The following is a 12,992-nucleotide window of genomic DNA, read 5'->3' on the forward strand; positions in this document are numbered from 1 at the left end:
AACGAGTTACAAAAGTTTTTTTTTTCACTTTTGTAACTCGTCTATTCTAAAAAACGACAAAGTCTGTCGATGTATCTTTTCTGTTACCGAATGAGGAAAGAGAACTGGTCGATATTTTTCAATGCGACGCCTGTACCTTTCGCAACGGCATGTAACGGATCTTCGGCGATGTGGAACGGTATTCCTATCTTATCGGTCAACCGTTTATCCAATCCTCTCAATAAAGCGCCTCCACCGGCCAACCAAATACCGTTACGCACAATATCGGCATACAATTCAGGCGGTGTATGTTCCAATGCATTCAACACGGCAGCCTCGATTTTCGAGATAGACTTCTCGATACAATGAGCTATCTCTTGGTAAGAAATGGGGACTTCCATAGGCAACGCCGTCATACGATTCGGACCATGTACGACATAATCTTCGGGAGGATTATCCAATTCGGTCAAAGCCGAACCCACATTGATTTTGATCAATTCGGCCGTACGTTCTCCCACTTTCACATTATGCTGACGCCCCATATACTCTTGTATGTCGTTCGTCAAATCGTCACCGGCTACCCGTATCGAATTGTTCGACACGATACCACCCAACGAAATAACGGCAATTTCGGTCGTACCACCACCGATATCCACAATCATATTTCCCTCGGGAGCCTGAACGTCAAGTCCTATACCTATCGCGGCAGCCATAGGCTCATAAATCATATATACATCTCGTCCTCCGGCATGCTCCGAAGAGTCGCGCACCGCACGAATTTCAACCTCGGTACTTCCCGACGGAATACCTATTACCATACGCAAAGAAGGCGAGAACCAATGACTTTTGGAGCTAACCATCTTTACCATACCTCTAATCATCTGCTCGGCAGCATAGAAGTCGGCTATCACACCGTCTCTCAAAGGTCTGATCGTGCGTATATTTTCATGGGTTTTACCATGCATCAAACGAGCTTTTTCACCGACCGCCAGCAGCTTGTCCGTACGTTTATCCAGCGCAACCACCGAAGGTTCGTCCACCACGATTTTATCGTTGTGGATAATCACCGTATTGGCTGTGCCCAAGTCTATGGCAATCTCTTGTGTGAAAGAAAACAATCCCATATCGGTTATTGATTAAATAATTTATATTAGTGCTTAAAATGCCGTATACCGGTCATTACCATAGCCATGCCGTTTTTATCGCAATATTCTACCGAATCGTTGTCACGAACCGATCCACCCGGTTGAATTACAGCAGTCACCCCAGCCCCATGAGCTATTTCCACGCAATCGGCAAAGGGGAAAAATGCATCCGAAGCCATTACAGCCCCTTGTAAATCGAAATCGAACGAACGAGCTTTCTCTATGGCTTGACGCAAAGCATCTACCCGCGAAGTCTGACCGATACCGCTCGCACAAAGCTGACGGTTTTTAGCCAGCACGATTGCATTCGATTTACTGTGTTTTACAATTTTATTGGCAAACAACAAATCTTCCACCTCAGCCGGAGTAACAGCTTTCTCGGTAACCTGCTTCAACTCTTCGGGCTTTTCCCGATACAAATCGCGATCTTGTACCAACACCCCGTTCAGCAACGAACGGAATTGGCGATTCGACGCTTTGAACGGTTTCTGCACGAGAATGATACGATTCTTTTTCTGTTCAAGAACTTCGAGCGCATCAGCCGTATAGCCCGGTGCGATACAAACTTCGAAAAAGATTTTATGCATCTCTTCGGCAGTTTCTTTATCGATCGGGCGGTTCGTTATCAATACCCCTCCAAATGCCGAAACCGGATCTCCTGCCAAAGCAGCTTTCCAGGCTTCCACCAAAGTTTCCCGAGATGCCAAACCGCAGGCATTATTATGTTTCAATATAGCGAATGTCGTATCGTCGAACTCCGAAATCAACGATACCGCCGCATCTATGTCCAATAAATTGTTATAGGAAATTTCCTTTCCATGAAGTTGATCGAACATTTCCTCGAAATTACCGTAGAAGACTCCTTTCTGATGAGGATTTTCACCATATCGAAGAGTCTTGGCATGATTTCCCGCATAGCGGAATGCCGAAGCCTCGTCTCCGTCGAAATAGTTAAATATCGCACTGTCATATCCCGAAGATACGGCAAAAGCCTCTTTGGCGAACCAACGACGATCTTCCAACGAAGAGCTGGCCCCCTTCTCCTTTAACATAGCCAACAACGGAGCATACTGAGCTTTCGACGCGACGATAACGACATCTTTATAATTTTTAGCTGCCGCTCTTATCAAAGAGATACCGCCTATATCTATCTTCTCGATAATAGCACTCTCATCTGCACCCGAAGCCACGGTTTCCTCGAACGGATATAAATCCACGATAACCAAATCGATAGAAGGGATTTCATATTGAGTGATTTGTTGCTGATCGACTTCATTTTCCCGACGGTTCAATATACCACCGAACACTTTGGGGTGAAGAGTCTTAACCCGTCCTCCCAAAATAGACGGATAACCGGTCAGATTCTCTACTGAACCACAAGGAATCCCCAACGACTCAATAAAAGATTGCGTACCACCGGTCGAGATAAAATTAACTCCTTCGGCATGTAAAAGTTTCAAAATTTCGTCTAAACCATCTTTATGAAAAACGGAGACAAGAGCTGTTTTAATTTTCTTATTTTCAAGCATAAAGCATCGCACTATATAATTCGGTTACAAAAATACAAAAATATATAGGTTTAGCCTTGTATAATTCATGAAAGTTTTCATGGAAAAATAAATCTTTTCTATTCGGCTCTTTCTAACGGTGTTATCCTTCGTTTTATGAACAAAACAGTGTTCTTATTCGTTTCGTTTTCCTACACCGCATAGGTCTAAAAAAATGATGTCTTAACTATTCTGCCTATATACGACGAATCAAAAACATAAACTCAAATATAAATTATTCAAAATGCTTATGGAAAAAATAGGAATATTTTACGGCTCAACTACCGGAATTACAGAAAGTGTAGCCTACCGATTAGCCGAACTAATGCATGTAAAAAAAGAAGACATACACGATGTCGCACGAAGCAAGCCTTCGGAAATAGGACAATACGAGCTATTATTATTGGGTTCTTCGACATGGGGAAGCGGAGATCTTCAAGACGACTGGTATGACTTCCTCAACGGAATCGAAACCCTCGATCTCAAAGATAAAACCATTGCTTTATTCGGTTGCGGAGACCAATCTATGAGCGACACCTTTTGCAATGCCGTCGGCACAATTTACCATCGACTACAAAAAACAGGAGCAACATTTTACGGAGCTTTCGAAGCAGGAGACTATACATTCGACAAATCGACGGCCTTTATCAACGGCAAATTCATAGGATTACTTATCGACGATGTAAACGAACCCGAAAAAACAGAAAACAGGCTCAATCATTGGGTAGAGCTTCTACAATCGGAATATATTGTAACACAGTAATCACCCTCTTATCTCAAATATATTATTGAGGCGGGTATCGATACCCGCCTCAATAATTGTGATATAAATAGTTGCCTGCCCATAAAATTAATTATACATTTGCTCCAAATATTACGACTTTTAAAAAGTAGGGCATAACATGCAATTATATTCGGAAAAACGCTCGATTATGAACAAACTGATTGGATTACTTACCTGCTTATGTTTCTCCACAAACTTGGCGGTAGCTCAAAATAAAGATACATCATCAATCATTAAATTCGGATTATTCGCCGACACCCAGTATGCTGATTGTCCGTCCCAAAATACCCGTTATTATCGGGAAGCTCTACAAAAATTAGATACATGCATCGAGTATTTCAACCGACAAGAAGTTCAATTCACTATTAATTTAGGTGATATTACCGACAGGAAGAACTCCGATTTAGAAGTAATAAAGCAGCATCTGTCCCAACTTAATCATAAAATTTATCACCTCACAGGAAATCACGACTACAAAGACATTACAAACAACTCTGTCCTTTACAAGCAGCTGGATATGCCATCTGAATATTATTCGTTCAAAAAAGGGGACTGGGTATTTATCATGTTAAATACCAACGAAATCGCTTCATACGCCAATATAGCGGGAACACCCAAAGAGAATGAATGGAACAGGATGCAAGAACAGATAAAACAAATCAAAGGCAAATATGCTTATGAATGGAACGGAGGAATAAGCGAAAAGCAAATGAAATGGCTCGATCGACTATTAAAGAAATGCGAGAAAAAGGGTCTTTCGGTCTTAATTTTTTCTCATCACCCGCTATATCCACAAAGCGATTTTTCGGCATTGAACGGCAATGAAATAGTCGACACCCTATCCAAGTATTCTTGTGTAAAGGCAGCTTTCTCGGGCCATCACCACGCCGGGGCATTCGGATATTACAAAAATATCCCTTTGATTACACTGGAAGGAATGGTTGAAACAGAAAACCAAAATGCCTATGCTATCGTCGAAATTTCCCAAGATCACCTACTTGTAAAAGGGCAAGGGAGAGCATCTTCATACTCGTTCAAATTATCCCGACAATAGGATAACTGCTAACGATTCTTTCGCATGGTATAACGGCTGATTCCCAAACTTTCATAGCTTTTACGTAGCTCCTCATCGTTATCTGAAATCACCAGAAGACGGTCTCCACTCTGTAAATGAGTATGTCCTTTGGGAACAAAATATTGTTCTCCGCGCTTGACCATAACGACCAACGTATTATCCGGCAATGAAAGATTCATTAGTTTATTACCTCCCGATAAAGCCTCGTCCGTCAACTCTATCTCGCTCATCGCCGATTTTATTTCATCGGGTAAAGCGACATTAAAGATTTCTTTTTCCTCGCTCTTCCCCACCAATCCCAGCCATCTGGCCATCGCACTTACCGTAGTTCCTTGTACCAACAAAGAGACAATGGTCACGAAAAACACGATATTGAAAATCATACGAGCATTAGGAATTTCTGCCGACATAAGCGGATAGGTCGCAAAAATAATAGGGACGGCACCCCTCAACCCTACCCATGAAATATAAACACGAGCCCGAGTCGTAAACCTACGGAAAGGCAATAAACATGCAAATACAGATATCGGACGCGAGACAACAATCATGAATATGGCAACCAACAATCCCACTCCGGCAACAGCAGGCAACTCCGAAGGATTCACCAACAATCCGAGTGTTAAAAACATGACTATCTGGAAAAGCCAAGTAAAACCATCGAAAAATGTAGTCAAACTACGCTTGTGCACCAACTTCCGATTTCCAACGACTAACCCTGCTATATAGACAGCCAAATATCCGTTCCCTTGCAAAAGATTGGTAAAAGCGAATACGAAAAAAACACAAGAGAACAACAATACCGGATAAAGCGATTCATTAGGGACATTGATACGATTTATAATCCAAACAATAGCATACCCCAACGCAAATCCAGCAGCCGCACCTATCGACAGTTGCATAAAAAGCAAAACGATGGAATGAGGCCAATCGATAACTCCAATCTCAATAACCTGAATCAAAAGTATCGTAAGCATATAGGCCATAGGATCGTTACTACCGCTCTCCAATTCGAGAGTCGGCCGCAAACGCTCTTTCAAAGAAATCCCCTTCGAACGCAAAATAGAAAAAACGGATGCCGAATCTGTCGATGACATAACAGCAGCCAACAGGATGGATTCTAACAATCCTAACTGAAAATTACCCGGCAAAAGATCGGACAACGAATAAATGAATAATCCTGTTATAATCGTTGTCATTAAAACTCCCAACGTAGCCAAAGTCACACCCGGAGCTAAAATTGGTTTTATTTCCCGATAGTGTGTATCCATTCCACCCGAAAACAAAATGATACAAAGTGCAACCGTACCTATAAACTGGGCTATTTGCGGACTATCGAAATAAATACCGAAACCGTCTGAACCGGCAAGCATTCCCACACCGAGGAACAATAGCAACGCCGGTACACCAAATTTCGCTCCTGTTTTTCCGACAAGGACACTCAGGAACAATAAAATGGCTCCTACCAACAATATATTTTCAGGACTGATAACCATAGAGTTTATTTACTAATATTTCAAAAACGAGGTAAATATACATAAAAAATGTGATTTTACCAATTCTTCACAATTCGGCAAGTAAACAGAAACCATCATTTTTCATGAACAAAAAAAAGAGAAAAGTGTTTAATCAATAATAGCTTTAATAAACAAAATCTTCCTAAACATGATAAAATCGGACATAGGCCTCGTAGGACTGGCTGTTATGGGTGAAAATTTAGCCCTCAACCTCGAACAAAAAGGTTATCGGGTATCATTATATAATCGATTGCGGGAAAACAGTCCGCAAGCGGTAGATTCATTTCTCGCCAATAAAGGGAAAAACAAACATTTCATCGGTACACACTCGCCCAAAGAATTTATCGAATCATTGAAATCCCCTCGAAAAATTTTACTTATGATACGAGCCGGACACCCCGTAGACGAAATGATTACAACATTACTTCCCTTTCTCAAAAAAGGCGATACAATCATAGACGGCGGAAATTCGGATTATCGAGATACTCAACGTCGTGAAAACGAATTGCGGGAAAAAGGAATATTTTTTGTAGGCTGCGGTATTTCGGGCGGAGAAGAAGGAGCTCTCCACGGGCCATCGATTATGCCGGGAGGATCAGACGAAATCAAAAAAGAAATATTACCCGTTTTACAAAACATAGCTGCGCATCTCGACGACGGGACTCCCTGCTGCTCATGGATCGGGCCCGACGGTTCGGGACACTTCGTAAAAACAGTTCACAACGGTATAGAATACGGAGATATGCAACTGATAGCCGAGGCGTATTCCCTATTGAATATTTTGCAAAAAGGAGACCATGAAGCCACTGCCCAAACTTTCGAATCATGGAACAAAGGTGTTCTGGACAGTTATTTGATAGGAATAACAGCACCCATATTACGATATAAAGATACCGACGGTAAATCCCTAATCGACAAAATAGCAGACCGTGCGGGACAAAAGGGAACAGGAAAATGGAGCATAGAGGCTGCCATCGACAGCGGAACCACGCTATCTGTTACTGCCGAGTCGGTTTTTGCCCGACTCTTATCGAATCGCACAACAGAGCGAAACAAAGCACATCGTTTATACCCCGAAACTAATCCGGCTCCGATATTCGAGCTTAGCGTAGACGACATACATCATGCTCTTTACGCCTCCAAAATCATCGCATATACACAAGGGCTCGATTTATTGCGCAACATGTCCGAAAAACATAACTGGCAGCTCAACCTCGCCGATATAGCGACTATATGGAGAAAGGGTTGCATCATACAATCTCGATTTCTCTACGAAATAGCTCAGGCTTACAAACCGACGAACGAATACGAAAATTTACTATTCATACCTTATTTCAGGGAAAAAATAATTTTATGTCTCCCGTCTTGGCGGAAAGTAGTTCAAACGGCCATAGCAGCAGGGATAGCCATACCCGGGACAGCCTCGGCATTAGCATGGTTCGACGGTTTTAGATGTAAAAAATCATCGGCCAACCTGATACAAGCGCAACGAGACTATTTCGGTGCTCATTTGTATGAAAGAATCGATGCTCCGGCAGGTACGTTTTTTCACACCGACTGGAACCGACACGGAGACGGAACGACCTCCGGCAACTATTCTCTATAAAAACAAACAAAAAATTTCGATATGAACAAAATACCCGAAAGCCAAATTCTGATTATCTTCGGAGCATCAGGTGATTTAACCCATCGGAAACTCATACCCTCGTTATTCGAGCTATTCGAAAGGAAACTTCTTCCCGACAAATTTTTAATCGTAGGTGTTTCCCGGACAAAACAAAGTACAGAAGAATTCCGACAATCCTTGCATTCATCTATCATTGGGAACGGAAAGACCTATGCCACGGATAATCCTTATCTAAAAAACTTTCTTAGAGAAATATACTATATCTCTTGCGATACTACCGACTGCAATGCATACGTCGCTTTATTCAGAGAAATAGAACAATTGCGCAATGCCGCCGGCATAGAAGACAACATGTTGTTTTATCTTGCTACGCCGCCTCAGATGTATGCAACTATCCCCATCTGCATACAAGCCCAACAACAAAACATCTCTAAAAACGGTTGGCGGAGAATCATTATAGAAAAGCCGTATGGAAGCAACGAAGATGAAGCGAAACAACTCGACAAATTATTATGCGGAATACTCCCCGAACGAGAAATCTACCGTATAGATCATTTTTTGGGAAAAGAAACTGTTCAAAACATTTTAGTCCTGCGCTTCGCCAACAGCATTTGGGAACCTCTTTGGAATCGGAATTACATAGACCATATAGAAATAACGGCCACCGAAACCTTAGGAGTGGAACAACGAGGTAATTACTACGATTCGGCCGGTGCTCTGCGAGACATGGTACAAAGTCATCTCATGCAAATCATGGCATTTATCGCTATGGAACCACCCTCCTCTTTCGAAACCGAAGCAATTCGCAATGAAATCAGTAAAGTATTCCGGTCATTACGTCCACTCTCTCCCGACGATATAGCGCATAACACACTGCGTGCACAATACTCCGAAGGGAAATTAAACGGGACAAAACTTCCCGGATACCGAGAAGAACCGAACGTAAATAAGCAATCGACGACAGAAACCTTTGTCGCCCTAAAATTATACATAGATAATTGGCGATGGGCTCATGTTCCATTTTATATTTATACGGGGAAACGATTATCCGAAAAGAGGTCTGAAATCATCATACATTTCCGTTCCACGCCACAGGCATTATTTCCGGGACAATGTTGCGGAGACTCTTGCAATCAACTCATCATTACTCTACAACCCGACGAAAGCATTCGGTTACGTTTCGGTTTAAAACAGCCCGGAACCAACTTCGAGGTACAGCAAGTGAGCATGGATTTTTTCTACAACTCACTTATCCCGAATAAATTACCGGATGCTTATGAACGGCTTCTTCTCGATGCCATGCGAGGCGACGCTCTACTATATTCGCGAAGCGATGCTCTGGAACTGAGCTGGCACTATCTGGCCCCTCTCATCGACCACTGGGAAAAAGAAAAAGAAGAGAATCTCGTATTTTATCCGGCCGGTAGCCCGATACCTCGCGAGATTACCCATATATATTCTCACCCGTATGTGCTCGAAGCACCTATTTGCACCCCCAACCCATAACATAATAAACAACATCATGAATCAAACCATCGTACAATTCTATCCAGACGCAACTAAATCGCTGATAGCCCTCACCAACGCCTTACTCATATCGGCTGCCGCACGTACAAAGAAACCTTTTTACTTGGCCCTATCGGGAGGAGAGACAGCTCGCTCACTTTTCGAAATATGGAAAAATCAATATAATGATCCCAAACGGTGGAAAAACGTACATTTCTTTTGGGTAGATGAACGATGCGTATCGTCTGAAAACGAAGAAAGCAATTATCATTGGGCTGAAAAACTGTTTTTCAAACCCGTAGGTATAAATCCGAACCACATTTACAGAATACAAGGAGAAGATATTCCCTACCGAGAAGCCGAAAGATACTCCCGATTGGTCGCAGAAATGCTGCCCGACAGTAACGGAGTACCACAATTCGACTGTACCCTGCTCGGCATCGGCGAAGACGAGCACATCGCATCCATATTCAATAACGATACCGATTTATTAAAATCGGACGACCTTTACGCCGTGTCACGACACCCGGCAACCGGACAAAGACGAATTACTCAAACCGGAGAAGTCATTTTAGCATCCCGTGAAATCCTTATCGCTCTGGTGGGAGAACGAAAAAAAGAACTGCTCCATCGGTTAGTAGCCAGAAAAGATCAAACGATTACCCCTGCTACATACATACTTTCACACACTTCACGAGCAACTATATTCACCGAGATAGAACTCAATAGCAAAGAGTTGTCATTCCAATAAATCCGGGCGTAAGCGTCGGGTACGTTCGAGTGACTGCTCGTGTTTCCATTCGTCGATTTTACGTTGATGTCCCGAAAGCAACACATCGGGAACTCTCCAACCTTTATATTCCGCCGGGCGCGTATAAACGGGCGGAGCCAATAAATTGTCCTGAAAGGAATCGGATAAAGCCGACTGCTCGTCACCGATAGCTCCCGGTATAAGACGCACGATAGCATCGCACATGATCGCAGCGGCCAGCTCTCCCCCGGTGAGGACATAATCTCCTATCGTCACCTCCTTCGTCACGAAATGTTCCCGTATGCGGTAATCGATACCTTTATAATGACCGCACAGAATAATGAGATTACCCGCCATCGACAAACGGTTAGCCATAGGCTGGTCGAATCGCTCTCCGTCGGGAGTTGTAAAAATCACCTCATCGTAATTCCGCTCGCTTTTCAATTGAGTGATAGCCCGATCCACAGGCTCTATCTGCATGACCATACCGGCCTCTCCCCCGAATGGATAGTCGTCGACTCGCCGATGTTTATCCAACGAGTAATCCCTCAGATTGTGAACCACGATCTCGACCAACTTTTTATCTTGGGCTCTTTTCAGAATAGAATAATTCAGCGGGCTTTGCAATAACTCTGGCAATACGGTAATAATATCAATGCGCATCATAGCTCTCAATTTGCCGACAAAAGTAGCCTTTTCTAACGGGTTTCACAAATAGAGAAAATTTTTATCCCAGAAGTTAAGTGCTGCTCGAATTTGTTTTGTAATTTTGCCATACGTTGTCAAACGCAGATAACATGCATACCATAGGTAAAATATTGAAAACTATACGGGAAGAACGTGGGTTACAACTTCGACAGGTCGCTATCGAATCGAATATCGATTTGACTCTGTTGAGCCGTGTCGAAAATGGGAAACGAATGCCTTCCGAGAGCTTACTCATCAAATTAGCGGAAACTTACGGGCTCGACTGTAACCTGCTAGTCCTGCAATTAGTAAGCGATAAAATTTTAGAAATAAGCGAGCAGTATCCCGACCATACCATCGAAGCCCTGAAAGTCGCTCAGGAAAAAGCCCGACTCGGAGAGCGATACATCTCGTTCTTCATGAACTCGTTCATATCTCGCCCCATCGGGCTGGAAAGCCGCCGTTACATTGGAAACAAAACCAAACTGACCGATTGGATCATGGAAACTATTCGGCGGGAATGCCCCGATGCGCATTCGTTCTGCGATATTTTTGCCGGGACCGGCGCTGTGGCCGGGAAAGCAATACCCTATTACGACCAAGTGATATTCAACGATTTGCTTTGTGCCAACCGAGTCATCTATCAAGGTTTCTTCGAAAAAGGAGAATGGAACAGGGATAAATTATGTACAATCCTCGACGAGTATAATCACACCGATTGCAACTCTTTGGAGGACAATTATTTTTCAATAAACTTCGGCGGTAAATATTTCGATTATGGAGTTTCGAAACTCATAGGATATGTTCGCCAGAACATAGAAGACCGTCGAGGAGAACTCACAGACAAAGAATATAACATTCTACTCTCCACCCTCATTTACAATATGGATCGGATAGCCAACACCGTAGGACATTTCGATGCCTACATACAAGGAAAGGAGATAGAAAAAAAATCCCTCACCCTCCGGTTAATAGACGCTCGAAGCTATGACAATGTAGCAATTTACCAAGAAAACAGCAACACGCTGGCTCGAACACTGCATGCCGACATCGTCTACATGGATCCGCCCTATAATTCCCGCCAGTATTGCGATGCCTACCATCTCTATGAAAATCTGGTCCGTTGGGAAAAACCGGAGGTAAAAGGAGTAGCCGGAAAATTCAACCAAAAAGACAAGAAAAGCGACTTTTGTACCATGAAGGCGGTCGATGCTTTCGCCGACCTCGTCGACAATCTACACACGAGATACATTGTACTGTCATACAACAACATGGCAAAAAAAGGGAATGGGCGATCCAATGCAAAAATGGACGATACCGACATCATGCGTATACTCGAAGCCAAAGGCCGAGTACAAGTTTTTTCCCATGACCACAGACCATTTACCACGGGAAAGTCGAATATTAAAAACCATCAAGAACGCCTATTTATATGTGTATGCGACAATCACTAGACTTTCCGAACCGGATACAATCACCTCTCAATTATACAGGTGGAAAATTCAGGCTATTACCGCAAATCCTGCCCTTGTTTCCCGCAAACATCGATGTGTTGGTAGACCTGTTCTGCGGTGGCGGTAACGTAGGAATCAACACATCGGCAGAGAGAATCGTCTTGAATGATTCGGACAAGAACGTCATACGCATTTTCAGATTATTCCGGCAATACCCCACCGAACAGATTTTAGAGATAATCGACGGCATCATTGACCGGTACGGCCTGTCGGACAGTCGCACGAACGGATATGCGTTTTACCAATGCGAAAGCGCGAGAGGTTTGGGTACATATAACAAGGAAGGATATAACCGGCTGCGTAGCGAGCTGAATAATATGAAAAGGAGGAACGACCGTTATTTCTTCATGCTGTTCACCCTCATCGTGTTTGCTTTCAACAATCAAATACGGTTCAACGAAAAAAGAGAATTCAATCTTCCGGTGGGGAAACGCGACTTCAATAACAACATGAGGAACAAAGTGAGGCATTTTGCCGAAGCCATCAAAAATCCCCATATCGAACTGTCGTCCAACGATTTTCGGAGAATTCCATTCGATGGGCTGTCCGAACACAGTCTCATTTATGCTGATCCCCCTTATTTGATAACCTGCGCCACCTACAACGAAAATAACGGCTGGAACGCCCGGCTCGAAAAACAACTGCTCACTTACCTCGACCGGGCGAACGACAGAGGAATAAAATTCGCCTTGTCGAACGTTCTGAAAAACGGAGACAAAGAAAACACGATATTGACCGAATGGTTAGAACGGAATCCCATGTATATCCGTCACGATTTGAATTACAATTACAGCAATTCGAGTTATCACAAAAAAGACAGGAGCAAACATTCCACAGAAGTACTAATCACTAATTTCGAATGA

General features: G+C 43.1%; 11 protein-coding genes. 7 read left to right on the forward strand and 4 right to left on the reverse strand.

Annotated elements, in window-relative coordinates; all coding sequences use genetic code 11:
* Positions 1-83 precede the first annotated feature (83 nt).
* Both NBH06_RS01885 and purH read right to left on the reverse strand, forming a co-directional pair.
* The gene (locus NBH06_RS01885) at positions 84-1,103 is read right to left on the reverse strand and encodes a rod shape-determining protein (RefSeq protein ID WP_008861043.1); all 1,020 of its coding nucleotides are present in this window, start codon (positions 1,101-1,103) and stop codon (positions 84-86) included.
* A gap of 26 nt (positions 1,104-1,129) precedes the next feature.
* The gene (gene purH, locus NBH06_RS01890; protein WP_195632961.1) at positions 1,130-2,653 is read right to left on the reverse strand and encodes a bifunctional phosphoribosylaminoimidazolecarboxamide formyltransferase/IMP cyclohydrolase; all 1,524 of its coding nucleotides are present in this window, start codon (positions 2,651-2,653) and stop codon (positions 1,130-1,132) included.
* Positions 2,654-2,921: 268 nt separating this feature from the next.
* On the opposite strand from purH, the gene fldA reads away from it, so the two are divergent.
* On the forward strand, positions 2,922-3,434 hold the full coding sequence (fldA, locus tag NBH06_RS01895; RefSeq protein ID WP_195632959.1) for a flavodoxin FldA: 513 nt from the start codon (positions 2,922-2,924) through the stop codon (positions 3,432-3,434).
* A 169-nt stretch (positions 3,435-3,603) separates the two neighbouring features.
* The gene (locus NBH06_RS01900) at positions 3,604-4,509 is read left to right on the forward strand and encodes a metallophosphoesterase (RefSeq protein ID WP_229090866.1); all 906 of its coding nucleotides are present in this window, start codon (positions 3,604-3,606) and stop codon (positions 4,507-4,509) included.
* Positions 4,510-4,517: 8 nt separating this feature from the next.
* Here the strand turns inward: NBH06_RS01900 and NBH06_RS01905 are convergent, their stop codons facing one another.
* Positions 4,518-6,023, reverse strand: coding sequence for a potassium/proton antiporter (locus tag NBH06_RS01905; protein ID WP_195632955.1), 1,506 nt, complete (start codon positions 6,021-6,023; stop codon positions 4,518-4,520).
* Between the two features lie 169 nt (positions 6,024-6,192).
* On the opposite strand from NBH06_RS01905, the gene gnd reads away from it, so the two are divergent.
* Genes gnd through pgl form a run of 3 tightly spaced genes read left to right on the forward strand, consistent with a single transcriptional unit; the run spans position 6,193 to position 9,928 of the window.
* A complete protein-coding gene (gnd, locus tag NBH06_RS01910) occupies positions 6,193-7,650 on the forward strand; it encodes a decarboxylating NADP(+)-dependent phosphogluconate dehydrogenase (RefSeq protein ID WP_250792516.1) in 1,458 nt (485 codons plus the stop codon).
* Between the two features lie 21 nt (positions 7,651-7,671).
* The gene (gene zwf, locus NBH06_RS01915; protein WP_250792518.1) at positions 7,672-9,177 is read left to right on the forward strand and encodes a glucose-6-phosphate dehydrogenase; all 1,506 of its coding nucleotides are present in this window, start codon (positions 7,672-7,674) and stop codon (positions 9,175-9,177) included.
* A 16-nt stretch (positions 9,178-9,193) separates the two neighbouring features.
* Positions 9,194-9,928 carry a 6-phosphogluconolactonase gene (pgl, locus tag NBH06_RS01920; RefSeq protein ID WP_008861051.1) on the forward strand — a complete coding sequence of 245 codons (735 nt, stop codon included), beginning with the start codon at positions 9,194-9,196 and terminating at the stop codon, positions 9,926-9,928.
* Here pgl and trmD read toward each other — a convergent pair.
* Complete coding sequence (gene trmD, locus NBH06_RS01925; RefSeq protein WP_008861052.1) at positions 9,917-10,591, reverse strand: tRNA (guanosine(37)-N1)-methyltransferase TrmD; 675 nt, start codon at positions 10,589-10,591, stop codon at positions 9,917-9,919. The two genes, pgl and trmD, sit on opposite strands and share 12 nt — an antisense overlap.
* Before the next feature lie 134 nt (positions 10,592-10,725).
* Here trmD and NBH06_RS01930 point away from each other — a divergent pair, with 134 nt between their 5' ends.
* Positions 10,726-12,069 carry a DNA adenine methylase gene (locus NBH06_RS01930; RefSeq protein ID WP_250792520.1) on the forward strand — a complete coding sequence of 448 codons (1,344 nt, stop codon included), beginning with the start codon at positions 10,726-10,728 and terminating at the stop codon, positions 12,067-12,069.
* Entirely contained in the window at positions 12,054-12,992 is a 939-nt protein-coding gene (locus NBH06_RS01935) for a DNA adenine methylase (RefSeq protein WP_229033652.1), read from the forward strand. Before NBH06_RS01930 ends, NBH06_RS01935 begins: the two co-directional genes overlap by 16 nt.

Source organism: Barnesiella sp. B2-R-119, assembly GCF_023656675.1.
GTDB lineage: Bacteria > Bacteroidota > Bacteroidia > Bacteroidales > Barnesiellaceae > Barnesiella > Barnesiella intestinihominis.

Coding starts and splice junctions, on each gene's coding strand:
- NBH06_RS01885 (WP_008861043.1), bottom strand. CDS start 1,103: ATGGGATTGTTTTCTTTCACACAAGAGATTGCCATAGACTTGGGCACA.
- purH (WP_195632961.1), bottom strand. CDS start 2,653: ATGCTTGAAAATAAGAAAATTAAAACAGCTCTTGTCTCCGTTTTTCAT.
- fldA (WP_195632959.1), top strand. CDS start 2,922: ATGGAAAAAATAGGAATATTTTACGGCTCAACTACCGGAATTACAGAA.
- NBH06_RS01900 (WP_229090866.1), top strand. CDS start 3,604: ATGAACAAACTGATTGGATTACTTACCTGCTTATGTTTCTCCACAAAC.
- NBH06_RS01905 (WP_195632955.1), bottom strand. CDS start 6,023: ATGGTTATCAGTCCTGAAAATATATTGTTGGTAGGAGCCATTTTATTG.
- gnd (WP_250792516.1), top strand. CDS start 6,193: ATGATAAAATCGGACATAGGCCTCGTAGGACTGGCTGTTATGGGTGAA.
- zwf (WP_250792518.1), top strand. CDS start 7,672: ATGAACAAAATACCCGAAAGCCAAATTCTGATTATCTTCGGAGCATCA.
- pgl (WP_008861051.1), top strand. CDS start 9,194: ATGAATCAAACCATCGTACAATTCTATCCAGACGCAACTAAATCGCTG.
- trmD (WP_008861052.1), bottom strand. CDS start 10,591: ATGCGCATTGATATTATTACCGTATTGCCAGAGTTATTGCAAAGCCCG.
- NBH06_RS01930 (WP_250792520.1), top strand. CDS start 10,726: ATGCATACCATAGGTAAAATATTGAAAACTATACGGGAAGAACGTGGG.
- NBH06_RS01935 (WP_229033652.1), top strand. CDS start 12,054: ATGCGACAATCACTAGACTTTCCGAACCGGATACAATCACCTCTCAAT.